The 25,857-nt window shown below is 42.6% G+C and carries 23 protein-coding genes; 14 read left to right on the top strand and 9 right to left on the bottom strand.

All coding sequences use genetic code 11. The features are described 5' to 3' along the window. Nucleotides 1–98 precede the first annotated feature (98 nt). Entirely contained in the window at nucleotides 99–908 is an 810-nt protein-coding gene (locus tag ACEN9X_RS25190) for an MBL fold metallo-hydrolase (RefSeq protein ID WP_413667757.1), read from the top strand. Here the strand turns inward: ACEN9X_RS25190 and ACEN9X_RS25185 are convergent, their stop codons facing one another. Further along, nucleotides 909–1,691 carry a zinc-dependent peptidase gene (locus ACEN9X_RS25185; protein ID WP_413667756.1) on the bottom strand — a complete coding sequence of 261 codons (783 nt, stop codon included), beginning with the start codon at nucleotides 1,689–1,691 and terminating at the stop codon, nucleotides 909–911. It lies immediately after the preceding gene. A gap of 16 nt (nucleotides 1,692–1,707) precedes the next feature. Next, on the bottom strand, nucleotides 1,708–2,415 hold the full coding sequence (locus ACEN9X_RS25180) for a DUF92 domain-containing protein (RefSeq protein WP_413667755.1): 708 nt from the start codon (nucleotides 2,413–2,415) through the stop codon (nucleotides 1,708–1,710). A 59-nt stretch (nucleotides 2,416–2,474) separates the two neighbouring features. Between ACEN9X_RS25180 and ACEN9X_RS25175 the strand changes: the two genes are divergently transcribed. The 7 genes from ACEN9X_RS25175 (at nucleotide 2,475) to ACEN9X_RS25145 (ending at nucleotide 13,029) form a co-directional block, all read left to right on the top strand. Beyond that, entirely contained in the window at nucleotides 2,475–3,164 is a 690-nt protein-coding gene (locus ACEN9X_RS25175; protein ID WP_413667754.1) for a class I SAM-dependent methyltransferase, read from the top strand. Nucleotides 3,165–3,239: 75 nt separating this feature from the next. Then, nucleotides 3,240–4,094 (top strand): pirin family protein, encoded by an 855-nt coding sequence (locus ACEN9X_RS25170; RefSeq protein ID WP_413667753.1) that lies wholly within the window; start codon nucleotides 3,240–3,242, stop codon nucleotides 4,092–4,094. A 98-nt stretch (nucleotides 4,095–4,192) separates the two neighbouring features. Next, entirely contained in the window at nucleotides 4,193–5,167 is a 975-nt protein-coding gene (locus ACEN9X_RS25165) for a YeiH family protein (protein WP_413667752.1), read from the top strand. Nucleotides 5,168–5,530: 363 nt separating this feature from the next. Continuing rightward, nucleotides 5,531–8,272 carry an MBG domain-containing protein gene (locus tag ACEN9X_RS25160; protein ID WP_413667751.1) on the top strand — a complete coding sequence of 914 codons (2,742 nt, stop codon included), beginning with the start codon at nucleotides 5,531–5,533 and terminating at the stop codon, nucleotides 8,270–8,272. Continuing rightward, on the top strand, nucleotides 8,269–8,952 hold the full coding sequence (locus ACEN9X_RS25155) for a hypothetical protein (protein WP_413667750.1): 684 nt from the start codon (nucleotides 8,269–8,271) through the stop codon (nucleotides 8,950–8,952). The genes ACEN9X_RS25160 and ACEN9X_RS25155 overlap by 4 nt, the downstream gene beginning before the upstream one ends. Before the next feature lie 387 nt (nucleotides 8,953–9,339). Further along, a complete protein-coding gene (locus ACEN9X_RS25150) occupies nucleotides 9,340–9,924 on the top strand; it encodes a hypothetical protein (RefSeq protein ID WP_413667749.1) in 585 nt (194 codons plus the stop codon). Nucleotides 9,925–10,116: 192 nt separating this feature from the next. Next, entirely contained in the window at nucleotides 10,117–13,029 is a 2,913-nt protein-coding gene (locus ACEN9X_RS25145; protein ID WP_413667748.1) for a two-component regulator propeller domain-containing protein, read from the top strand. A gap of 64 nt (nucleotides 13,030–13,093) precedes the next feature. Here the strand turns inward: ACEN9X_RS25145 and ACEN9X_RS25140 are convergent, their stop codons facing one another. The 6 genes from ACEN9X_RS25140 to ACEN9X_RS25115 form a co-directional block, all read right to left on the bottom strand. Further along, on the bottom strand, nucleotides 13,094–13,852 hold the full coding sequence (locus ACEN9X_RS25140; protein WP_413667747.1) for a ThuA domain-containing protein: 759 nt from the start codon (nucleotides 13,850–13,852) through the stop codon (nucleotides 13,094–13,096). Between the two features lie 19 nt (nucleotides 13,853–13,871). After that, entirely contained in the window at nucleotides 13,872–14,348 is a 477-nt protein-coding gene (locus ACEN9X_RS25135; RefSeq protein WP_413667746.1) for a hypothetical protein, read from the bottom strand. A gap of 75 nt (nucleotides 14,349–14,423) precedes the next feature. After that, nucleotides 14,424–15,182, bottom strand: coding sequence for a ThuA domain-containing protein (locus ACEN9X_RS25130; protein ID WP_413667745.1), 759 nt, complete (start codon nucleotides 15,180–15,182; stop codon nucleotides 14,424–14,426). Nucleotides 15,183–15,206: 24 nt separating this feature from the next. Beyond that, nucleotides 15,207–15,959 (bottom strand): ThuA domain-containing protein, encoded by a 753-nt coding sequence (locus tag ACEN9X_RS25125; RefSeq protein ID WP_413667744.1) that lies wholly within the window; start codon nucleotides 15,957–15,959, stop codon nucleotides 15,207–15,209. Nucleotides 15,960–15,968: 9 nt separating this feature from the next. Beyond that, nucleotides 15,969–17,102, bottom strand: coding sequence for a redoxin family protein (locus ACEN9X_RS25120; protein ID WP_413667743.1), 1,134 nt, complete (start codon nucleotides 17,100–17,102; stop codon nucleotides 15,969–15,971). Between the two features lie 23 nt (nucleotides 17,103–17,125). Continuing rightward, nucleotides 17,126–18,979: a glycoside hydrolase family 9 protein gene (locus tag ACEN9X_RS25115; protein WP_413667742.1), complete on the bottom strand. Its 1,854-nt coding sequence runs from the start codon at nucleotides 18,977–18,979 to the stop codon at nucleotides 17,126–17,128. 377 nt (nucleotides 18,980–19,356) lie between these two features. On the opposite strand from ACEN9X_RS25115, the gene ACEN9X_RS25110 reads away from it, so the two are divergent. Genes ACEN9X_RS25110 through ACEN9X_RS25085 form a run of 6 tightly spaced genes read left to right on the top strand, consistent with a single transcriptional unit; the run spans nucleotide 19,357 to nucleotide 24,643 of the window. Then, the gene (locus ACEN9X_RS25110) at nucleotides 19,357–19,794 is read left to right on the top strand and encodes a PTS sugar transporter subunit IIA (protein WP_413667741.1); all 438 of its coding nucleotides are present in this window, start codon (nucleotides 19,357–19,359) and stop codon (nucleotides 19,792–19,794) included. Further along, nucleotides 19,787–20,257 carry a PTS sugar transporter subunit IIB gene (locus ACEN9X_RS25105; protein WP_413667740.1) on the top strand — a complete coding sequence of 157 codons (471 nt, stop codon included), beginning with the start codon at nucleotides 19,787–19,789 and terminating at the stop codon, nucleotides 20,255–20,257. Before ACEN9X_RS25110 ends, ACEN9X_RS25105 begins: the two co-directional genes overlap by 8 nt. A gap of 42 nt (nucleotides 20,258–20,299) precedes the next feature. After that, entirely contained in the window at nucleotides 20,300–21,886 is a 1,587-nt protein-coding gene (locus ACEN9X_RS25100; RefSeq protein ID WP_413667739.1) for a PTS system mannose/fructose/sorbose family transporter subunit IID, read from the top strand. Nucleotides 21,887–21,899: 13 nt separating this feature from the next. Then, nucleotides 21,900–23,612 (top strand): phosphoenolpyruvate--protein phosphotransferase, encoded by a 1,713-nt coding sequence (ptsP, locus tag ACEN9X_RS25095; protein WP_413667738.1) that lies wholly within the window; start codon nucleotides 21,900–21,902, stop codon nucleotides 23,610–23,612. Next, nucleotides 23,609–23,875 (top strand): HPr family phosphocarrier protein, encoded by a 267-nt coding sequence (locus tag ACEN9X_RS25090; RefSeq protein WP_413667737.1) that lies wholly within the window; start codon nucleotides 23,609–23,611, stop codon nucleotides 23,873–23,875. The genes ptsP and ACEN9X_RS25090 overlap by 4 nt, the downstream gene beginning before the upstream one ends. Nucleotides 23,876–23,884: 9 nt before the next feature. Continuing rightward, nucleotides 23,885–24,643, top strand: a complete 759-nt coding sequence (locus ACEN9X_RS25085; protein WP_121810896.1) for a glucosamine-6-phosphate deaminase — start codon at nucleotides 23,885–23,887, stop codon at nucleotides 24,641–24,643. A gap of 69 nt (nucleotides 24,644–24,712) precedes the next feature. On the opposite strand, the gene ACEN9X_RS25080 is transcribed toward ACEN9X_RS25085, so the two are convergent. Then, a complete protein-coding gene (locus ACEN9X_RS25080) occupies nucleotides 24,713–25,810 on the bottom strand; it encodes a glycoside hydrolase family 18 protein (protein WP_413667736.1) in 1,098 nt (365 codons plus the stop codon). Between the last annotated feature and the right edge of the window lie 47 nt (nucleotides 25,811–25,857).

The following is a 25,857-nucleotide window of genomic DNA, read 5'->3' as shown; positions in this document are numbered from 1 at the left end:
GCAGGTTTTTATACGGTCAAAAAAAATTGCTAATTTTCTGAATGCTAAAATCGTTAGGATTAAAATAATAGCACCAAAATGGTTTACTTTGCAATTCAATGTCTTTATTCATTACATCATTAAATTCGGGAAGTAATGGCAATTGCTATTACGTGGGGAACGATCAGGAGGCTATATTGGTTGATGTAGGCATTTCATGCCGCGAAACTGAAAAACGTATGGCCCGGCTCGGGCTTTCCATGCAGAAGGTAAAGGCCATTTTTGTATCACATGAACATTCAGATCATATCCGTGGCATCCCTGTGTTAGCGAAAAAATACCAATTGCCGGTTTATATTACACCCGGAACATTAATGCATCTTAGCGGCGTAGATCATTTTAAAGTTCACCATTTGAGTGCATTTCAAACCGTACTCATTGGCGACCTGGAGGTAACCTCTTTCCCCAAAATACATGATGCATCCGAGCCGCATAGCTTTATGGTAAGCTGCCACGATGTAAAAGTTGGCGTTTTTACCGATCTGGGCATAGTTTGCGACCAATTGATCCGGTACTTCAGCCAATGCCACGCGGCTTTTTTAGAGGCCAATTATGATGACGAAATGCTGGATAAAGGCGGTTACCCTTATTATCTAAAACAACGGATCCGCGGTGGTAAAGGGCATTTGTCAAACAAGCAGGCTTTGGGTTTATTTACAACGCACCGCCCACCGCACATGACCCACTTGTTGCTTTCACATTTATCTAAAAACAACAATGATCCTAAACTGGTAGAGGACTTATTTACCAATTGTGCCGACGGCATCAATATTATTGTAGCTTCAAGGCATGAGGAGACACCCGTTTATTATATCAGCAACACTGTTGTTCAGCACGAACCTTTAGGGCAGCTTGGTCTGGGCTTTTAATCAGGCAACGTCGTTATCGGCCAGATCCTGCGAGAAAATGGTGCTCAGCATCTCATAAAGCTCCGGATGTTTGTGTTTTAGTTCGGTAGGCTTCTGAAAAAAGTATTCGGAAACGACTGCTAAAAATTCCGCCTCATTTGTGATAGCATAAGGATTAATATCGGAACGCCCGGCTTCTATTTTGAGAATTTCCTGGTGGATCATCTTAAGCCATGGCATTACATATTCGTGAGCCAGCAGATTTTCGGGCACACCATCTGTGGCCCCGTCCGATTTATCAAGCAGATGTACAAACTCATGAATAGCAGTGTTCTCTTTACCCGCCGACTTGCTGAAACCTTTGGTCAACGCCGCTCTTGAAAGGATCATTTGCCCGTTCATATATCCTGAGCCTACCATCCCTAAGATGCTCCGGTTTTCGCCTTCAAACTGAAACTCATTGTCGAAGGTATCCGGATACAGGATCACGTTAGTGAGGTTACGGTATTTCCAGTCGCTAAAGCCAAATATCGGGATCACGGCGCTTGTGGCTATCATCGTTTTATCCACGTCGCTCACTGTTGTGCCAACACCCTCTATCCTAATATCTGCCAAAAACTCCTCCACTTTTTGTTCAAAAAGCTTTTTTTGATCATTATCGAGGTGTTGATAATAAGGTATGTGCTGTTCCAAAAGCAGCTTATAATTAACCGCAGCTACGGGTACTTCATTCATTACTTTCTTTTTGTTAAGGAAAAAGAAAACAGCAAATGCAATTACGATCAGGACGATAACGGGAAACATTTGTATATAGATTTAATTATAAAACGATGTAAAACAACAACATAAACAAAGCGGCTATCAGCGTATTTAAAAAGTTCACTGAATTGTTATTTATTAAACCTTTTCTTTCGAATACAGCACCCAAAACTGAATCAGTTAAATTACCAAGTGTACCTGCAACTATAATACAGATAAAGTTTGTCGTCCAACCCATTCCTATTGCACAAACAATAGCTATTATAACAGAACCAATTACACCAATTAAAGTGCCCTCAACGCTAATTACGCCGTCCAGTCCACGCACCTCCGGCTTTAGGGTTATGATATTAAAAAAACGTTTGCCATAAACCATCCCCAACTCCGATGAAAGGGTATCCGCTGTGGCCGAAGCAAAACTTGCAGCCATCATCAATTGTAAAATATTGGCGTGTGCCGGCAGCGCAAGGATTAAAACCCCGCATAAGGCAGCAGTGCCTGCATTAGCTAAAACCTGCCCGGTAGTACGCCCTCCTTTTTGATCTGCGTTTAAATCCTTCTTTGTCTCTCCTTGCACCGAGGTAGCTGCCGAACCCAAAATAAAAAAAGTGGTCATCATGGCTAAACCTGTAAACCCTGCCCCGGCGAATACTAAAATAGCAACAGCTGCTCCTGTTAAAGCAGCTATAACGGTCAGTTTTCGGGCTGATATGCTATACACCACACCTGCTACCAAAATGAGCGTCAACAAACCATAACTTAACCACATAGCTAACCAACGGGATTTATTGCCGCTAAATTAAACTTTCAATTCATACTTTTGGGCACATGAAAGATATACTGGGCCAGGCCATACATGATCATTACCATAAATTAGCCAATCACAAACTCTGGATCAATAATCAGTATGGCCCGAAGGAGGAAATGCCAATTGATATTTATTTCAGGGATGAGGATGACATGCCCGATATTGAATGGTTGGCCATGAACGAATGTCGCGGAACAGTATTGGATATTGGCGCTGGCGCAGGAAGCCATGCATTGGTATTACAGGAACGTGGTTTTGATTGCGTTGCGCTTGATATATCACCCTTAGCATGCGAGGTGATGAAAGAGCGCGGCGTAAACAATGTAGTTAAAGGTGATATTTTTGCTTACAATGAGCAAAAATACGATACCCTGCTCCTGCTCATGAACGGTATTGGCCTTGCCGGAACACTTGAAAACCTTAAAGTATTTTTACAACATATTAAACTGCTGCTTAATCCGGGAGGCCAAATCCTGTTCGACTCATCCGATATTGCTTATTTATATGAAGATGGCCTGCCCAAAAAAGGCTATTACGGCGAACTGCTTTATCAATATCAATACAACCGCCAAAAAACTGACTGGTTCCATTGGTTATATATCGATGAAAAAACATTGGAACCCATTGTTACAGGAGCCGGCTTTGATATGGAAGTTTTGTTGGAGGATGAGTTTAAACAGTATTTGGTGCGATTAACGCTGAACAAGTAAAACGATGGTAATTTTCTGATTGCCGTTCTGCATTCCGTGCAGAATAAGCTATTTTTATTTCCTCAACATCACCCAATGAAAAAAGCTATCATCCATATTCTTGCCGGTCGCGAAAAGAAAATTACCGCCGAAGAAACCGTTCGTCAGCCCCTGCCCCACAAGGATTTTCGGTTCGCAAACCCTTTTATTGTTTTACACCACATGGGGCCGGAGATAATACAACCCGGTCAAACTTTACGGATCCATCCTCACCCACATCGTGGCTTTAGTCCGTATACTATAATGCTGCAGGGCGAAGGCTATCATAAAGATAATGCAGGTAACGATGAGATTATTAAGGCAGGCGATGTGCAATGGATGTTTGCGGGCAAAGGTATTATGCACAGTGAAGGCCCTACCGCCGAATTACTGCAAAAAGGCGGCGTTCAGGAACTTATTCAACTTTGGATCAATGCTCCCAAAAGTAAAAAGTGGGATGAGCCCTTTTATCAATCAGCCAAAGCTGCGGAATTACCCAAAGTACTTATAAATGAAGGGCTTGATTTTAATCTGGCAAGTGGGGACTACGAGGGTAAAACCGGACCTATCCAAAACTTCACTCCGGTTATTTCAATTGTTGGTAAAATTGCTGCAAGTAAAGAAGCAAATTTTAAAGCAATACCCGGCTATTGGGCATTACTTTATATTATAAATGGCACCATCAATGTAAACGGGCAATCCATCAGCCAATACAACCTCATTGTGTTTGAAAAAGATAACGAAGACATTGTTGTACTGGCAGAGGAAGATTCACAGGTATTATTCCTCTCAGCCGAACCTATAGATGAACCGGTATCAGCCAAAGATAACTTTGTAATGAACACCCCTGAAGAAATAGAACAGGCAATATACGATTATCAAAACGGCATATTCGGCACGTTGAACTACTAAGCACAACTCCATAACTTTTGATTATCACAGATTGCGTTTTATGATGATAAACCGCCGCTAATTTCATACACCTTTGTGTCATATAAAACAAAGGAAAAATGAATACCCCACATCAGTTAAACAACACCGGCGGCCTGTTATTAAACATCAATGAAAATGCCCGCAAGGTTATATTCGCAATTTGTATAGTACTGTGCCTGATGCCTTTTATGAGTCCGGCAGTGGCTTTATTATTGGGCTTAGTTGTAGCACAATGTTCCGGTCACCCTTATTTGCACCTCAACCATAAGGCTACCCATATTTTATTACAGGTATCAGTAGTTGGCCTGGGGTTCGGCATGAACGTGCATAGCGCGTTGCAGGCCGGCAAAGAAGGCATCCTGTTTACCATCGCTTCCATAACCGGAACACTATTATTTGGCACTTTAATGGGCAGATGGTTAAATATTGAAAAGAAAACCTCTTTTCTGATTTCATCAGGTACAGCCATTTGCGGAGGAAGCGCGATAGCAGCCATATCACCAGTTATAAAAGCCGAAGAAAAGCAAATTTCAGTTGCATTAGGCTGTGTATTTATCCTCAACTCAATAGCACTGTTTATTTTCCCGCTAATTGGTCATTATTTAAATTTATCGCAAACACAGTTTGGATTATGGTGCGCCATTGCCATACATGACACCAGTTCAGTAGTAGGCGCAGCGAGCAAATACGGAGCCCATGCGCTTGAGGTAGCAACTACTGTGAAACTGGCACGGGCTTTATGGATCATCCCGGTGGCTTTCTTTTCTACCTTTTTGTTCAAGAACAAGTCAAAAAAAGTAAGCATCCCTTATTTTATCGGTTTGTTTATACTGGCAATGATAGCTAACACCTACCTGCCCATTGTCAAATTCATGAGCCCTTACATCATCACAATAGCAAAAGCTGGTTTAACGCTTACCTTGTTTTTAATTGGCGCCGGCCTTTCACGCAAAGTATTGGCATCAGTGGGCTTAAAACCGCTTCTGCAGGGCGTGGCACTTTGGGTTGCGATATCCGGCGCTGCGCTATATGCGGTTATACAGTTGGCATGACAAAATCTTGCCGCCGCCGAAAAACCTCCGGTACACTTACCGTTAGGCAGCGACACCTTACAGCGTTTCCGCGAAAAAACCGCCGCTTTTGAAAAAGACATTGAAGAATGGTACGATGTGGTTACAGGCACTGATCGTGACGATGTTAAACACGCTTAATTATTTATAGAACAAAAGGCAAAGGCGGCATAACAGGGCCGCCTTTGCCTTTTGTAAAAGTTCACGTATTCGAAATTTGTTTACTATAAATCCTTTTGTGTTAAGGTATTTTAGTAAATATTGCCTATTTTTATGCCGTATTTAGAATTAAATACCATAATATTAAACTTTTAACCTTATCATCAACTCCCCCTCTGTTTCTATATGAAGAAACTGTATCCCCTGCTACTTTTAGTGCTCGTAAATATTTCCGTTAATAAATCATTGGGCCAAACAATTACGCGGCCCCCGGCACCTGTAATAAATTACGGCGGCGGCCTTCATACCTATGAAATTGGCAAACCGATAGCACCATTAAAGGTAACAAATACGGGCGGTGCTATTCCTTTAACCAGCTTATTTTCTCAAACAAGCACAATAGGCGGCAATCATTTATATGGCTACGTAGACGGAAATAAGAAAGATGCCCGGTTAGGGAATCCGCTTAGTTCAGCAAGAGACGCTAACGGTAATATTTATATAGCCGATGCCAACAATAACGCCATCAGAAAATTGGCACCCGATGGCACTATAAGCACATTTGCCGGCAACGGCAACCTGGGTGCTAACAACGGAAAAGGCAGAGATGCAACTTTTAATTATCCCACCGGAGTTGTAATTGCCGCTTCAGGAAACATATATGTAGCCGATTACGGCAATTGCCTGATCAGGAAAATAACCCCGGACGGGACAGTTACTACGCTGGCCGGAACAGGTTCACCGGGACACGACAACGGTGTTGGAAAATTAGCCTCATTTAACCTGCCTTATGGCTTAACTGTTGACAAAGCCGAAAATGTTTACGTAGCCGATTCATACAACAATTTGATCAGAAAAATCACACCTGCCGGCGTAGTTTCAACCATAGCAGGTGTTCTTAACGGTGGTAATATAGACGGTCCGGGGACAATTGCTGCCTTCCGCGTTCCATACGGTATTGCGGTCGATTCAAAAGGAAATTTATTTATTGCAGACAAGTTTAACGGCAGTGTTAGAAAAATAACACCAGATAACACGGTATCAACATTTGCAGCCGGATCATTATTTCTACCTAACAGCGTTGCCGTGGATAGCCTCAACAATGTATATGCTTGCGGACAGATATCATTTGTAACCAAATTTCTGCCATCCGGCGCACAAAGCAGCAATGTCCCACTTTCGGGTTTTTTACAGAAAGGATATGAAGAAGGTATAGACACACTTGCCAAATATTCAGATAATTTAGGCGTATCTTATGATGGTGCGGGAAACTTACTTGTATCCGACGGAAAAAATTTCGTATTACGAAAAGTGAACCTTTACGGCTACCAGGTTGAGGACCTACTGCCTCAAGGGCTTTCTTTAGACAGCACCGGAACAATTACAGGTACACCCCAAACATTGCAGGGTATAAAGCTTTACAGAATAGCGGGCTACAATGCAGGCGGAAAGGGCGAAAATGTCGCCACCATCCAAATAGTTAAAGGCAGTCAGCAAATAGCCTTTCCTCCTTTACCTAAGGTGACTTATGGTGATAAAGCATTGGCATTAAAGGTTACGAGCAACAATACAACAATTCCTTTAACGTATACAATCAGTGATCCTTCGATAGCCAAAATAGCTAAAGACAGTATCTATTTTAGTAAACCCGGCAGTGTCACCATTACTGTTACCCAGCCCGGCAATGATCTATACCTTGACGCGACACCGGTTTCACAAACTTTAACTATTCAAAAAGCGCCATTAACCATAACCGCGGTTGACACTGCAAGGCTTTACAATACCGACAACCCAATTTTCAGAATAGCATACAAAGGATTTGTAAACAAAGAAGATACAACGATTTTAAGCGCTCGACCTGCAATTTCCAATACTGCTTCAAAATCTTCTCCGGCGGGTGATTATCCTATTACATTGAGCGGCGCAAAAGCCGACAATTATACCATAAGCTATGTACCCGGCACGCTGAGTATCATCAATTTACCAACCATAACAGCCGACGGCTCAACTACCTTTTTTGACGGCGGTTCGGTTACGCTTTCAACGAACGCAGCACCTGGTTATACTTATCAATGGTTTAAAGATAATGTGGCTATAAAAACGGCCACTGCTTCCAAATTAAAAGTGACAGACGGAGGCAAATATACGGTAGCAGTTACGGTTAAATCGTTTACAGTAACATCGGCTGCTACTACTGTTTATACGCAGTTTAGCCTGCCGGTAAATAACTTCAAACTAACACTAAACGGCGCAGCTTGTAAAGGTAGTGCCAATGGCTCTGTTAATATCGAGGCTGTTCAAAAATTAAATTACTCGGCATCTTTTACTGCTAACGGCACCACAACAACATACCCTTTCACCAATCAACTCACCATTGATAAGCTTACTGCCGGCAACTACAGTTTATGTATAAGTGTCGAGGGTAAAATTTATTCGCAATGTTTTAATGTTGTAATCACCGAACCTGCCGACTTATCAGTTTATTCGACAGTTAACACAACCCTAAATACAGTAAACCTGCAGCTAACCGGAGGTGCAAGTTACAACGTAAACCTTAACAACGTAATTTATACTACTACTGATACCCAAATCACCCTGCCTTTGATAACAGGCGCAAATAAATTATCTGTTACTACCGACAAACTGTGCCAGGGAATTTTTGAAAAGATAATAAACCTGGATGCGCGGATGATCCCTTATCCTAACCCATTCCAAAACGTGCTTAATATCAATACAGGCAGCGGAAATATTAATAAAATATCAGCGACCATTTATAATGTAGTTGACGGCAAAACTGTTTACACTAACCAGTACAATAATCAATCAGGCAATCTGCAAATGGACCTTTCAACCTTACCGAGCGGTGTTTACTCGCTCAATTTAATGATGGATGGGAAAGCCAAATCTTTTAAAATTTTGAAAAAATGAAAAACTGGATCTATAGCTCATTAATAATATTGATACTCAGCGGTTGCGGCAAAAAAACTCCTCCGCCCGATGTAACTCCTGTGGCAACAAACCTGGTGTCTCCATTGAAAGATCAGCCTTGTACTACAGGTACAGTCATCTCTGCCGACAAAAGCACTGTGGCATTTACCTGGGAAGCTGCCGATAAAGCCGATGGTTATATTCTTGCTATAAAAAACCTGCTTACCAAAATTGAAACAAAACAAACTGTAGCATCAACCCAGGCCACAGCCGATCTGCTCCGCAATACTCCATACTCATGGTATGTGATATCTACATCTACAAAAACCAAGGCTACCGCTCAAAGTGATACCTGGAAATTTTATAATGCCGGTACCGGTGTTATAAGCTTTCCTCCCTATCCGGCCGAAATTACCGCGCCCATTTTTGGCGATAATGTAACAGCTTCAACCGGAAATGTTATACTAAAATGGACTGGCAGTACCCTTGGTGCTGCAATTAAGGGGTATGACATTTACTTTAGCAACACCAGCTCACCCACCCTGTTCAAATCAAATGTATCTGACAGTCAATACCAGGTTTCGGTAAAATCGGGCACAACCTACTATTGGCGTATTGTTACGATAGATGTGGCCGGAAACTATACCGATTCGGGAGTATATCAATTTTCAGTTAAGTAGAAGTTTTTTAAACCGCTGGACAAACGCCCTGAATGGCCTGAGGTTATTCTTCTTTACAACTATATCCGGTTGCCTGACTACATGATATGGCCTCATCGGCCTGGCCTGTTCTTCAGCCATCTCCAGAAATGAATGATTACCGTGCCGTATCCAGAATTTTTATCACCGACGTTATTACCGACAACGTCTGGAGCTTCATCGAGACATCCAGCAATTGAAGGGCACGCACTTATTGACGCAGATGTGCTGAACAAAGACAGAGACGAAGAAAAATGGCAGGCGGGAAAACGAACAGAGCTGTTCTTCCGTTCGTCTGGGTGCGTACGATTGATGTTGTCGTTCCGCCAGACGAAGAAATGCTCGCGCAGATAAAGAGTTCACTATATCATGACCAGCGACAAAGGTGACCAGAAGAAGAAGATCAACAACATCGCCATTATTCAGCTGACATTTATCCCCACAGACCTACAAAAAGAAGTAAAGATCAAATTGACAAATGAAAATGACAAGAGGCAAGATCACCACCACCACAACCTGAAGAAGCAAAGGATACCTACAGGCAAACAAGGTTCATCTACAAGAAGGCATACTGGTATCCAGACATCTGATAGCAAAATGCCAAAAGAAGCCATGATGAGGCCATCCAGATTGTGCAGCACATTCTCCAACCACAGCCCAGATGGGCTAAGATTCACAGACAGAAAGTCTCCAAACACCAAAGATGCCAAGAAGAGAAAGGATAAAGCCTGCTCATTCCATAATGAAAAGACAAGAAGACAGAGACTATCCAGAACTCAGATTGCTCTCCAGCTGAATTCTGAAAACCAGAACATTAGGCACAGACATTCTCCTCTCAGAGACCTTCTGATGATACCAAAAGTCACCCAGCCCAGAACAGAGTTCTTCAGTACTACAAAGAATATCTACCAAAACCTGGCACATAGTTCAGAAGAATTCAATATCAAAGAATAATATCCTACAAGGCCTCGGCACACTACTGGCAGAATCAATGAGGCTGAAAACATATCCAACCATCGAGTTCACCTCCGAGGTGACTAATACAGGAAATTGTTTACCAGGTTTCCAGCCCCAACCAAGTGGTCACAGAACAAAGAAACAAGAGAAGAAATGAACTGAGGTTTCATCAAACCAAACACAGCATCCATGAAGAAGTGCATCCTAATTATCATTGTTCTGCGTGTATTCATATGCACATCTTTAGCTCAAACTACACTTGGTACTCCGGCTATTAAAAACTATACTCATAATGAGTATAATGCGGGCAGCGAGATCTGGGATATCAAACAGGACAAAAATGGCATTCTTTATTTTGCAAGCGATGAAGGCCTGCTTACTTTCGACGGCAGCTATTGGAAAACTTATCCACTACCTAATAAAAGTGCAATAAAGTCGGTAGCCATTGATGCTATGGGCCGCGTTTATGTTGGCGGACAGGACGAAGTCGGCTATTTTTTCCCAAACAATGCAGGGATCCTGAAATATCATTCATTTAAACAACTTTTACCTCAAAAAGCCAGGCAATTTGCGGATATCTGGGATATAGTTATTTACAACAATGAGGTGTTTTTTCGAACCATTGAATGCATTTTTGAATTACAAAGCAACAGCATACGCACATTTGACGCGCCCGGCGGCTGGATGCTGCTAAGCCAGACCGGGGGTAGATTGTTTGCTCATGATAAAGATATTGGCTTGGTTGTTTTTAAAAATTCACGCTGGGAACCTTGTGTACAACAACCAACAAAAGGGTTAAGAATAACTGGTATCACCGAATTTAATAAGGACACATTACTGGTAACCACCCGCAAAAATGGTCTGTTTTTGATGGCCGGCACCTCGCTGATAAAGAAATCGACACCCGCAGATGGCGTTTTGCTCACAGACCTGGTAAATTTTGGTCAAAAAATTGGGCCCGACAAATACGCCATCGGCACATCGGCAAAAGGCCTGATCATTATTGATGGCAAAGGCAGGCTAATAGAACAATTCTCCAACGCTCAGGGACTTCAAAACAATAATGTTCATAGTATACTGCTGGATAAAGACCGCAATTTATGGCTTGGATTAGAAAATGGTCTCGACTTTATCAATTATAACACTTCAGTTAAAAACATTTACCCCAATCGTCAAAATCTGGTAAAAAGCAGTGCTGTAACCATCTTTAACAACAAACTATATATCGGAACCTCAAATGGTTTATACTTCGCCCCGTTAAACACACAGCAAAAAGACATCAGCATGTCTACAGGTTCTTTTACAGAAGTACCCAATACCAAAGGCCAGGTGCTGAGCCTCACGCAAATCAACGGGCACCTGTTAGCCGGTCACCAGGATGGTGTTTTACAGGTAGATGATAACCAGGCTAAACTGGTTACTTCAGGGCCGGGTGCCTGGATGGTGAAAGGTTTTCCTGCCTCGCAGGATATTATTGCCGGAACCTACACAGGCTTTCAGCTTTTAAAATACAATGGCACCGGCTTTAGTTTTGAAGGACGGTTAGATGGCATTTATGAATCGCTGGGGAACCTTGCAGTGGATAAAAATAACTTTGTGTGGGCGACGCACCCTTACCGGGGTATTTTTAAGGTACAGCTGTCTGCCGACAGGAAAAAGATAGTTGGCTATACACAATATACTCAAAAAGGCGGTTTGCCATCGGCTCTGGACAACCACGTATATTTTATTAAAAACAAGATAATAGCAGCCACCGAAAAAGGTGTTTATGAGTATAATACAATCGAAGGTGACTTTACACGATCTGCTTTTTATAAACCAATATTTGATAAAGCAAGAATTGAGTTTCTTACCGAAGATAGTAAAGGCAATATCTGGTTCATCAGCAATCAGCGGATTGGTGTAATTGATTTTAGTAAAAGATCAGCTAATTTACCTTACAAGGTAATCTATTTCCCGGAACTGACCGGGCAAACGGTAAAAGGGGCAGAATACATTTACCCCCATGATATGGAGAATATCTTCATTGGTTCAAATAACGGTGTATTCCATTTAAATTACCGCCAATACGTATCGTCAGAGAACAAACTCAATGTATCGCTAACAACTGTAAAAGCCATAGCCGAAAAAGACAGTCTGATCTTCGGTGGCTATTTTGTTAAAAACAACCGGATTGTACCGGCACAAAACCAGCAAGATATTACCTCATTATCCAATCACTGGAACTCCTTTCATTTTGAATACACTTCTACCCTGTTTGCTCAAAAAAGCAATGAGGAGTTTAGCTATAAACTTATTGGGTTTGACAAGGATTGGTCACAATGGTCGGTTAAAACGGAGAAGGATTATACCAACCTGCCTTATGGTAAATATACATTTTCGGTGAAGGCACGTAACAATTTAGGGGCGGCATCTAAACCGGTTAATTATACTTTTATTGTTGAGCCGGCCTGGTACCAAACCATCTGGGCATACCTTGTTTATTTCCTGATCATAGCTTACGCTATTTACATCGGTATAAAATTGCAACAAAAACGTTTTGAACTGCATCAGCAACGCCACGAAGAGGAACAAAAAAGGTTAAGCTATCTCCACAGTCTTGAACTCGATCGCAATGACAAAGAAATCATCGCCCTTAAAAATGAAAAGCTCGAAGCCGAACTAAGCTATAAAAACAAAGAACTGGCCACCCTCACTATGCAGATGGTTGACCGGGGAAAATTACTGCTGAATATCAAAGACGAAATGATGACGCTGATCAAAAAGCTTAATATTCCCGATGCTTCATACCAGTTCAGAAGTGTATTTAAGCTCTTAAGCGATACTGAAAAAAACGACGATGACTGGGATAACTTCTCCATGTATTTTGACCAGGTGCATAATAACTTTTTAACCACCATGAAGGCTAAGTTCCCGAGTTTAAGCTCGACTGATTTGAAGCTTTGCGCTTACCTGCGGTTAAACCTGTCATCAAAGGAGATAGCGCAGTTGCTCAACATCTCGTTAAAGGGCGTTGAAATCAGCAGGTACCGGGTACGTAAAAAGCTACAGCTATCCACCGAGACAAACCTTTATGACTTTCTGATAGAGGTAACCAAGTAACATTAAAAAGCCATGCCCCTTTATTGAAACATGGCTTCTGAGTGTTGGAAAAATGATGGATCATTTACTTTTTACCGGCTAACCATAGTAAAGCATCCTCAAACATTTGGTTTTGCCCGGGCGATGTAAATATTAAATCGCCATGCCCCATGTTCATGTATAGCATCTTGTATTTCGTGTTAGTCCACACTACGGGGATATCACCGTCACGAATGATATCCTTTTTACCCAACGGATAATTAGCCGGATCGAGCGTTACCAATACTTTAATATCTTTATTATCCCGTGGGTTAGGCTTCCAGCCGTACCACTCGTTTATAGGGGCAATATAGCTTTTACCAAGGCTTTGGGTAACCGGGTGGGTGTTATCATCAACAATCATTTTAGCCGGCAGAGGCGGCCAGTTATTATTGTAAAAGGTAGCTCCTAAAAAATCAACAAACCATGGCCATTTGGTGTACTTGTCGTTATAGCCAGACACGTGGAACCCTAACCAAGCACCACCATTAGCCATAAATTTTTCAAATGCGCTCCGTTGTACCTGATTATGTGGAAACTCATTGAGCCAAATAACCACCTGGTAATTTTTTAGCTTTTTGTCATTCAAATCGCCCCAATTACTTGTGGTATCAAAAGCGAAGCCTTTTGCTTTAGCCATTTTGCTATAAAACTTCATGGCATCCATGGCAAAATCAACATGATCGCTCTCTACATTGGTTGAGTATAATGCCAGTACTTTAAAGCGAGGCTGCAGCGCAAAAGCAGTGTCAACCGCCAAAAATATCGCTAACAGAAACAAGGTAGTATATATCAATTTCTCCATTACAAATACTTCAACTGGATTATTTATTCATTTCATTACCAATCGAATCCATTATATTATTTACAGAGGTGCTTATACCCATGAACAATGGTTCATCATCTGCCGACCAGGGCTTGCCCCGTCTGAAATCCCACCAACGGTACTCTATTTTTGAATATTCGTTTGAGATTCCTTTTTCAATTGGCTTTTCGTAAACATCAAAAACCTTAACCTCGTAAGTAGCGTCGTAAACTATCACATCAACCACAAACCTTACAAAATAGTAGTTGCCGGTATTACCAATGTTAACCCGGGTAGTACAAGTGCCTATCACCTCACCCTTCTTTTCGTTGGCATTAGTTATCGTCTTTTCATCTCCCTTAAACCAACTTAGCGCCTTATTATACAGATCAGCTTTTTTAAAACCTGCGTTAATGGCGTAAACGTTATCAAAATAAACTTTCCCATTGCGCATCTGCAGTAAAATAGGCGAAGTATTCCCTTGTGCCATAACCATGACAGGCAAGAATAAAAGACACAAGAACAACAGCTTTTTTATCATGGTTATAAATACAATTAAGCTTTTTTAATATCACTTTTTAGCGGCCCAGAAAATTGCATTACTAAAAAGCGTGGTATAATCCTTACTCTCAAAAAGTACCGGCGAATGCCCCATAAAAATATAAACGTTGCGGGCTTTTTTCGCGGGATTAGTCCATACTACAGGATGATCGCCCATGGTTATACCATCTTTCGGCTCATAAGTTGATTCATCTACTGAAGCCAGTACATGCACATTAGGTCGTGGGTCCTTATCATAGATATACCACTCTTCTTTTTGCACCAAAAAGGATGGCGACACGCCTTTCATTACCGGGTGTTTCTTATCCTCAATATTCACGGTGCCTCTGGCAAAGGTGGCTATGTAATTTTTAAAACGGATGCCTCCCATAAAATTCCAGAACCAGTTCCACATTGGGTAACCGTCAAACTCACCCAAAAGGGTTGCATGATGAAAACCAATCCAGCCCCCCTTACCTTCATCAATGTATTTTTCAAATGCTTTAACCGCTTTTTCTTTCCAGGCATATGGTGGGTAGTCCAGTTGAATAAACAATTGATAATTAGATAGAAAAGAGCTATCAATTGAATCAGTACTTTGAATATAATCAATAGAAAAATTGCTGTCGGCAGCAAGCTTATCAAGCCATACCTTGGCAGCTTTTGAGTATTCAATATGATGGCCACCGTTTTCGTATAGGGCAATTACTTTAAAGCGTGGCGCCTTTTGCGCCCAGGCAACTACTACGGTTAACAAACAAAAACTTAATATCAGTGCTATTTTTTTCATGTTGATGGTTTACAGGCTGATGATTTATTTTGATCCGGCCCAAAGGATGGCGTCCCGGAGCAGGATTACATAACTTTGATTGCTGAATACCGAAGGATCATGCCCTATGCCGATATAGATCATGCGGCGGTATCTTTCATTCGTCCAGATGATAGGATGATCCCCCATCGGTTTATTTTGCTTATAGCTTGATTCGTCGGCAGTTGCCAGGACACGGACATTGGGCCGCGGACTTTTGTTAAACTCGTACCATTCGTCAGAGATCTCGAATTTAGCGGGTAAGTTTTTAGTGGCCGGATGTTTCCTATCTTCAACTACAACAGTTCCTTTTTGATAAGCAGGATGCGGCGAATAAACCACTCCTCCCATAAAATCCTCAAACCATTGCCAATATTTGGTATTCTTAGCTAAAAACTCAGTTCCGGTTAAGCCTGCGCCGTGAATGCCAACCCAACCTTTCCCCTCCTCAACAAACTTTTGCAAAGCGGCCTGCTGACTGTACGAGATATCAAAAGGTGCTAATTGCAGCATCACAAACACTTCATAATTCTTCAGGTTTTCGTCATTGATCTTGCTTGAATCGTCGGTATAATCAACTTTAAATTGATTGTCTTTGCCCAGCTTCTCAAAAAATGGTTTAGCCGCAGTCATCATTCTGCTGTGATCATCCGAACGGGAGATCAACACAAGCGCCTTGAATTTATATTGTTGCGCGATAGTTGGGTTCTCCAATAGCAACGGAATCAATACTGCAATAAAATATTTCAGCTTGTCCATCGGCATCAATTATTTGTAGATCCTGCCCATCATTGGATTGTTCCAGATCACTTTTTTAAGTTCTTCAATATCTATAGCCCCCTGATGACTGTATACCACTTTCCCGTCCGGATCAACCAGCATGGTATAGGGCAAAGCGCCATCCCATTTAGGATCAACAGCCTCAATCATTTTATATTTATCGTCGCCTGTGTAGATATAGTTGGTTCCGGACGATTGCTTTCGCTGAAGAAACTTCAGCGCTTTATCCTTATTAGCCGGATCATCGGCGCTGATGCTCACAAATTCAAGCCCCCTGTCTCGGTACAGCCTGTTCAACGTAACCAGGTCATCAAACTCTGCAACACAAGGGCCGCACCAGGTTGCCCAAAGGTTGATCATCCTTAACCCGTCCGAATGATTTTTCACCACCCTCGCGATTCCGGCAGCGCTGATGGTATCAAGTTTTACCGGCTCTTTTGCCCACTGAATTTGCGCTTTATCTATCCAATCCTTTTTCTCGGCCCATTTAACAGAGCAGCCAAAGGTTTTGGTAACAGGAACGGCTACTTCTTTACCGGCCAGCACAGCATCTATAGCATTACGCGCGTCCTGCGATTTTGGCGTTTTAGCGGGATTTTCCATATCATCAATCCGGCCGTTGTACCTGAGCTTCCTATCTTTATCAAATACAAAAATATGAGGAGTAGCAACCGGGCCATATTTATTAGAAGCTACTTCCGTTTCGCCATCATACAGGTACGGAAAGTTAAACCCTTTATCTTTGGCACGTACTTTCATTTCTTCAAATGAATCTCCTAAATCACTGTAACCCAATTCATCATAGCGTAGCGAGTTAGGATTATTAGGATTAATAGCAACAACACTAACACTTTTTGACGCATAGTCACTGGTCAGTTTAATCACCCTGTCTTCATAGGCCTGCGATGTTGGGCAATGGTTACACATAAAAACAACAACCAACACTTTGGCATTTTTAAATGATTGCAAAGTATAAGTTTTACCATCAATCCCAGGCAGGCTAAACTCAGGTGCCTGAGCGCCGATAGCCAGCGTTTTGTGTTCATCTGCCGCAAAGCAAAATATCGGGGTACACAATAACAACGCGAGGGCAAAACTTATATGGATCTTCCAGTTCTTCATAACTTAGGTATAGTGGTTTATAATTAATCGCCTGTTGAAACCGCCAGCAAGTACCAGGCTGTGTGCGGCAACCACTGCTCGGCCCAGCGCCAGTCCGAGTCTTTGCCCGATACAGCGTAAGGGATATTAAAGTCAATATCATCCTCGTTATCAAAACCCGATGTAATACCATTTACAATACCGCCCGGTGCGTTGGTATATTCAAACGTGCCAAAAAAGCCATAAGCCGGGTTATTGTGCCCTGTACCTTGCAGCATGCTGGCATCAAAGGGATTCAATCCCAAAATCCAGTTAAGCTGATCAATAGCAAAACCTGAAAGTTGATCGTGAAAAGTTTTATCATCTTTAAAGAGGCTTGCGGCCATCCGCGCGGCAGTAGCAACAGAGCCAAGCCTTGCATTTTCACCCTGCCACCATGGAGACGCATCACTGCCATGAGGGAAAAAGAAGGCACTATGGCGATTGCCCAACGTATCCTGCACCAATTCGCGGCTATAACCAAAGGGGTTGTTTACTTCATGAGTAATAGCGAGTTCAAACTCCATTGATTTCCTTACAGCTGATTTGATCTTAGTTTGCAAATTGGCAGAAGCATAAGGATAATAATACAGCAGGCTAACAACCGGCAAGCCTCCGTCTGAAGGGTGAAAGAAAGGCCGGTCTTTATCATCTGCACGCCAAAAGTTTTGATATTTATTCCATGAGGTTAGGCGATTGAGCAAATTATTTGCCCGTTTTTCGGCTGCTGTTTTATATACCTCTTTATGGGTTACCTTATAAAGCTCGGCTGCGGCGCTCAGGGCACAATAATCGTCAAGGATGTTTTCCTTTTTATCATAATCCATCTGCGGGTTTTCCTTTTCCAAAAAGGCAAAGGCATTTTCAGCGGCCTTCAGGTAATCTGAATTGCTAAACTCACCCGACGTTTGATAAGCCGAAGCCATTGCCAAGGCAGCAATCGAAATCCCTGCACCCGAACGGTAACTGGCCTGGTAACTACGCCAGTTTTTACCGGTTGTAGTTTTAGTGAACGACTGATCTTTAGTTTGCTTGATCCGGTAGTTGCCTTCATCGGCCTGAATTACCCGGTCTTTAGGTAATTTACCCGGTCCGGGTGAAGAAACAGAGCGATAAAAGGAGCCTTTTTTTGCCTGCATCCTTACCAGGTAATCGGCACCATACATGGCCTCATCCAAAATCCGTCTGTTAAACTGTCTGAAATCAGTTCCGGGACGGGCACTTAACAACTCATAAGTCTTGAACAGACTAAAAGCTGTTAATGAGATCTGCTGCGGGTTAAAATAATTAGAGAATGACAGGTGCGATAAATGTTTGCCGTAATCGCCGGTAGCATCGTACCAGCCGCCATGCGCATCAACAGTATCTGTTGTACCTGATAATACTAAATGATGATCAGCTTTATCTAACAGGCCTGAACTTCGCTGTCCCTTAAAGTAATATACCACATCAGATATGGTTGCCTTTTCAAGCACATTCTTTCCTATAATAAAAGGATAAGAGGAAATGATTCCACTTGGCGAACTTAATTGAATTTTATAAGTCCCCGGTTTTGTAAATCCACTGAAATCAAGCGTCCAAAATTGAAAGTCCTTCCACTTGTTCACCGGGCCGCTGTAGTTGATTTGCCCGGTAAATACTGTATTGCCCTTATCTGCTTCAATAAGATTAAAAGATGTAAAAGCAAGATGGCTATCTGCAACTATAATGGCACGTTTGGCCTTACTATCCTCATAACCTACATGATTGGTTACCACTTTAACACTTTGTGCCTGCACAATAAATGGCAGTCCGGCTAAAAGCAGGCAGCATTTTTTGCATATAGCCGAAAGGATATTGATATGCTTTTTCAGGTTCATATATAAAGTTAAGGAATTATAAAATGGTTGTCAGGGAAGCATTTTGCATCCCGTTTCAAAGCTAAAAGATAAAGCCGCTGGTAGATATTTTCATGCCCCTACATTAACACTACTGGTAAGTAGATAGTGCAAAGTCGGAGGTCAAAAGTCTTTTGACTTAAAACTTAGGACTTATGACTTCGAACTTCTTTATGTGATTTCGAACCTCTTCAATTGCGCGAAATCAGCACAATAAATTACAGTAGTGGTGTTGTAGTGCCTTCAAAATAGCTATTGAATAAAGTTTGACTGATAATTGCATAAGATTAATTTTCATATATAAACCAGTTATGAAAACCCCGCGCCCTAAAACGCGGATATAAAAACCTTAATTATTGATGGAGAATACCGGAAGCACAAGAAAATTTCTGATAGCAACGCATGGCAAGCTTGCAGGTGGCATAAAATCGTCGCTTGACATTATTACCGGCACTGCGGATAGCATTTTTTTGATTGAAGCTTATGTTGAGGAAAACCGCTCGTTAGAAGATGACATCAAAGCGGTAATTGATCAGATTGGCGACAATGATGAATTGATTGTTTTTTCGGATATCATGGGCGGCAGTGTTACCAATCAGATCCTGCAATATGCCTTGCAGCCTAACGTACATGTGGTTTCGGGCTTTAACCTGCCACTGGTCATTGAAATTATATTGGCTGATGCTGATACCCCTGCAGAAGAGGTAATTGCCGAAGCTATTGAAAATGCAAAGCAACAAATGGTATACGTAAATAAACTTTTAACCGCGCAAAACCAGGAAGAAAATAATGATTAAACTAACCCGTATTGATGACAGGCTGGTACATGGCCAGGTAGCTTTTACGTGGACACCGGCTCTTGGCGCCGATTGCCTGCTGATTGCTAACGACAAAGTGGCTAAGGATGAGTTTATGAAGATGACCCTCGCCCTTGCGAAACCGGCAGGAACCAAACTGCTGATTAAACCGGTAAAAGAGGCCGCCACTTTTTTGAATGACGAAAAAAGTAAAAGCGCGAAAGTTTTAATCCTGATCAATAGCGTTAAGGATGCAGCCGCACTGGCAGCCGAGGTGCCTGAAATAACAACAATCAACTTCGGTGGCTTACGGTCAAAAGATGGCTCAAAGCTGATATCAAAAGCTATAGCGGTAAATGACGATGATATAGCCATTATCCGCGAAATGCTGGCAAAAGGCCTTGAGCTGGAAGTAAGGCAGGTACCTACTGATAATAAACAGCTTGTGGCAAGCCTTATTTAATTAAACATATTTAACTAACTCACAAATAACAACTTAATCCTCTTGTCAGTATCATATTTACTCATCGCGCTGATAGCGATGTTTGGACATTCGGAAGATTTTTTGGGCACTACGCTGCTTAGCCGTCCGCTGGTACTTGGGCCACTGGTTGGGCTGGTGCTTGGTGATGTAACCCAGGGTGTAATTATCGGCGCTACGCTTGAACTCATATTTATGGGTAACATCAAGGTTGGGGCCGCCATACCTCCCGATGTAATCACAGGTGGTGTTTTGGGTACAGCTTTCGCTATCATCTCTGGCAAAGGCCCGGCAATTGCCCTGGCCATAGCCGTACCGGTTTCCATACTGGCCGAAATGATGATCAGCGGCTTGTTTGTATTGCGGGCTATGCTAAATAAAAAATTTAATCAATATGCCGAAGACAGTGATTTTAAAGGCATTCAACGCCTGCATATTATTTCTGGCTTATTGAGGCCGGTACTCATGGGCATTATCATTATGCTTGCATTGCAGTTAGGTGCAGGTGCTATGAAAACATTTTTGGATATAATACCGGCATGGGTACAAGCAGGCCTGCAGGTTGCAGGCAATATGCTGCCCGCATTAGGTTTTGCCCTGCTCATGAACCTCATGTTCAATAAAAATATGGCCCCTTATTTTTTCCTGGGCTTTATGTTGGCAGCCTATCTTAAATTACCGGTAATAGCCATTGGCGGGTTTGGGGTTATAATCGCATTATTAGTAACACAAATTGCTCCTAAACCGACTACAGATGACGATGACAATTTTGGAGCCGATGAGGAACCTGCGGAGCAAATAAAGCTCAATACTAAGCTGAGCAAACGTGATATCCGTATGCTGTTTTTCCGTTCGCTGACGCTGGAGGCCAATTTCAATTTTGAGACATGGCAAAACACCGGCTTTGCGTTCTCCATTATTCCTGTGCTGAAAAAGCTGTACAACACAAAAGAGGCCATGGCGGCCGCCCTGAAAAGGCACCTGCAGTTTTTCAACACCAGTCCCTACGGTTCAACATTAATACTGGGTATAACTGCTGCTATGGAAGAGCAAAACAGCAATGATGGGGATTTCGATGAAGAATCTATCAATTCGGTTAAACTGGGTTTGATGGGGCCGCTGGCAGGCGTATTCGATTCCTTATTTTGGGGAACATTTAAAGTTATAGCCGCTGGCGTTGGAACATCGCTCGCCATTAAAGGCAATATCCTGGGGCCATTGCTGTTCCTGCTGATATTCAATGTTCCGCATTTGCTATTACGCTATAAACTAACTTTTGTGGGCTATGACGCCGGAACACGCTTTTTGCAAAACCTGGCCAAAAACAATGTGATGGACAGGCTTACCAAAGGCTCCTCAATTTTAGGGCTGATGGTTGTTGGCGCTATGCCGGCAACACTCATGAACATCACTACACCGCTACATATAGGTGCGGAAAAATCGGCGATGAGCATTCAAAGTATTTTAGACCAGGTAATGCCTGCGATGATTCCGTTAGGGCTCACTTTTTTAGTGTATTATTTTGTTAAAAAGAATATTAAAACCACATACCTGTTGTTAGGCCTGCTGCTGCTTGGTTTTGCAGGGAGTATTATCCACCTGTTTGCATAAAGAAAAAATATAAATGAAGGGAATTGGAGTTTCACCGGGCATTGCAATAGGCAGGGCATTCGTTATTAAAAAGAACGCACCGGCCACCAACGGTATTATTTTAAAAAACCAGGTTGAGATAGTAGCGGAAATTGAACGTTTTGATATATCAGTAACCAACGCGCTTGCCGAGATCGATGCCATCAAGAACAGCTCGCAACTGATGCTCAATGACGATGACATTGCCATATTGGAAACACAAGTGGAGCTGATCAATGATCCGCAGATCCGCGAGGATGTGGTGGCCAAGATTGAAGCCGAAAGAAAAACGGCCAATGATGCTATGATTGAGGTTACGGCCGGTATTGTTGCCCTGTTTGAAAGCATGAACGATGAGTACATGCGCGCCCGCTCGGCCGATTTTCAGGATATCGGCAACCGCATCCTCAAATACATCAACCGTACAGGCGATACCAGTAACCGCTCGTTCGAGCCGGATACTATTGTTATTGCCGATGACCTCACTCCTTCTGATACCATCACTTTAGATCTTAACCTTGTCACCGGTTTTGCAACACAGGCGGGCAGCCGTACTTCACACGCGGCCATTATAGCCAAATCAAAAGGGTTGCCTGCGGTTGTAGCCTGCGGCGATGAGTTAATGACTATCAACCATAATGACTTTATCATTTTAGACGGCCTTAGTGGTTCGGTTTACGTCAACCCCGGCGAGGATATCATTAGCCGCTACTCCGTCAAATCTGCTTCCTTTAGGCATCAGGCGGAGGTATTAAAAATGGTAAAGGATAAACCTGCCATTACCGCTGATGGCAAACAGGTAACCCTGCTGGCCAATATTTCGGATGCAGATGACCTTACCATGGTGCACGACAACGGAGGCGAAGGCGTTGGTCTTTTCCGCACCGAAATGTTGTTTATGGATCGTGATACTTTTCCCGATGAGGAGGAACAATTTGAGTTTTATAAAAAAGCAGTATTACAGGCAAAAGGCAAACCTGTAGTTATACGAACAATTGATATAGGCGGAGATAAACACCTGTCATACTTTAATTTACTACCCGAACTTAATCCTTTTCTTGGCTACCGGGCTATCCGTATTTCGCTCGACCAGGAAGGCTTATTTATAGTGCAACTGAAAGCCATTTTAAGGGCCTCGGCGTTTGGACCGGTCAGCATTATGTTCCCGATGATCTCGAACGTGAAAGAGATCCGCGACGCGAAACTCATCCTGAATAAAGCAAAAAATGAGCTACTTGAGCCGGGTGTCGCTTTTAGCAATGATGTGAAAGTAGGGATTATGATCGAGATTCCATCGGCCGCGGTTACGGCAGATATCCTTGCTAAAGAAGTGGACTTTTTCAGTATTGGCACCAACGACCTTTGCCAGTATACCCTGGCTGTAGACAGGATGAACGAAAAGATCACACACCTTTACGACCCGTTTAATCCGGGTGTACTACGCCTTATTCTAAACGTAATTGAACAAGGCCGCGCGCATAACATCCACGTAGGCATGTGTGGCGAAATGGCTTCCGATCCTCTTGCTACCTTGTTATTGTTAGGGATGGGGCTGGAAGAGTTTTCCATGAGTGCTGCCTCTATTCCAGCAATAAAAAACATCATCATTAATAATAGCGAAGCAAGGGCTAAACAGATATCCCAGCAGGTAATGACTATGGATAGCTCAGAAAAAATTATTGCTTATTTAAAGGAGATAACCCAATGATAACCAAAGATTATATCATCACATCGGCGCAGGGAATGCATGCCCGCCCGGCAACTCAGCTTGTTAAACTGGTAAAAGGCTTTAAATCGGCCACAAGTTTAAAAAAAGGCGACAAAACCGTTAAACTGAACAGTTTGCTTAATATCCTATCGCTGAGCATTAAAGGCGGCGAAACCATTTCAGTAATTATGGATGGCGAGGATGAAGTGAGCGCAGCCATTGTTATTGATGATTTTTTCACCAAACAGCTTAAAGAACTATAAAAAGCATACATGAAAGTAACTATAACTAAAAGCGAACAGGAATTTGATATCACCGCGGCATGGCGCATCATAGCGCAGATGCTGGAAAAAAGAACATCTGTAATTGGCCTTTCAACCGGGCAAACCACCATTGGCATGCACCGCATTGTTTCGGAAATTTACGCTCAATATCCGTTTGATGTATCAAACATCACCCTGTTTAACGTGGATGAACTCACCAATCTGGAACGCGAATATGCAGGCAGCTGTTATACGATGATCCTGAACCAGATTGCCGGTCCGCTTGGAATTCCTGAAGAAAACTTTATTATGCCGCCTACCCTTTCTGATGATTTTGTGGCAGAGAGTATCCTGTTTGAAAAACGCCTTGCCGAGCGCGGCGGGGCCGATCTGCAGATGCTGGGGATAGGTAGCAACGGGCATATCGGCATCAATCAACCGGGAACGCCCTTTGAAAGTGAAACCTGGGTATCACCAATGGATCCCGATTTTGAAGCACGCGTGCGCCGTGAAACGCAAGTCCCCCCAGAAACTGAACTTGGCGGCCTAACCCGTGGCGTTAAAAACATTATGCATACCCGCAAGCTGATCCTGATAGCTAAAGGTAGCCACAAAGCCGAAATTATTAAACAAGCCATATTAGGCCCAGTAACAACCGATATACCCGCATCCGTAGTACAACTACATCCAAATTGCGAGATATTGTTAGATGCCGATGCAGGGGCGTTAATAGCCGATTACGCTAAGGAACGTGGTTATAACTGGTAGCAACTCAAACTTAAAAGCAGGCCACCGGATAACCCAGTGACCTGCTTTCTTTGATGCCTTAGTAACGCTTTAATTCAAATGGCTATTAGCCACGTCAAGCAAATACTCTTTCCTATCATCTACGTATTCCCAGAACATCACCCCGGCCATGCCGTTCTTTTTCACGTACCTGCATTTCTTTCTAATCGACCATTCATCGTCAAATGATAAAAACTGGCGGGTTGTGGGATTGTACAAATACGGTGCCTTAGCACTTTTATCCCGATAGTATTTAAATGCTTTATTGGTGAGCAGGCTATCTTTTATAAAAGTATAACCACCGCCTCGCATCCTTTCCAGGTTACGCGAACCCAATCCGGTTTTGGTACTGTCCGACACTCTTGTAGAGCGGCTGTAAAAAGCCATTCCCAACACAAGTTTATTCCGCGGAACACCCGCTTCAATAAAAACCCGGGTACCATTATCTGAGTTATTTTCTGTTTTTAGATATTTTGAAGCGTAAAGCCCGGTATGGTGCACGGCTACATCTGCACCATAGTCATAGGTCATGAGGTTGATGTAATCCAAACAGGCAGCTACTTTATCCATTTCGGTATTCTGCACAAAATGCCTGAAAGCACCTACGGCTGCAGTAAGCAACAGTTTTTTTCCGGTTTCTTTTTCAAGTGCATTCAATTGCGCCCGCAGTTCCAGGAACAGGCTGGTATAGTTTTGTCTATCCTCCGGGCGATGCACATTACCTGCACCTGATTCGTTAGGATATTCCCAATCTATATCAATGCCATCCATTTTGAACTTACGTACCAACTCAACGGCGCTTGCCGCAAAAGCTTTACGTGAAGTATCGGTAAGTGCCATATCCGAAAAGTTCTTACTCCACAGCCAGCCGCCTATAGAAATCAGAACTTTCAAACCTGTATTCTTTTTCTTCAACCCAACCAAATACCTAAAATTGATGGTATCGGTTCGGGAATGGGTTAAAAAAGCCCTGTTGCCTATTACATTTACAAACGCGTAGTTAATATGAGTAAGCTTTGCCGGATGAACCATATTAGTATCAATCAAACCACGGAAACCGCTTACATAAGCAATTATAACGTGTTTTCTTGTCCGGTTCTTTTGAGCATAAGCCAGGTTTACAGAAAGTACAAGGCAAAGAAGAGCCATCAGCCTGGTTTTGCATTGCCCAGGCCGCAATAACGATGATGTTGTCA

The sequence above is a fragment of the Mucilaginibacter sp. Mucisp86 genome (assembly GCF_047324315.1).
In the GTDB taxonomy this organism is placed as follows: domain Bacteria; phylum Bacteroidota; class Bacteroidia; order Sphingobacteriales; family Sphingobacteriaceae; genus Mucilaginibacter.
This window is presented reverse-complemented; position numbering and strand designations above follow the sequence as displayed.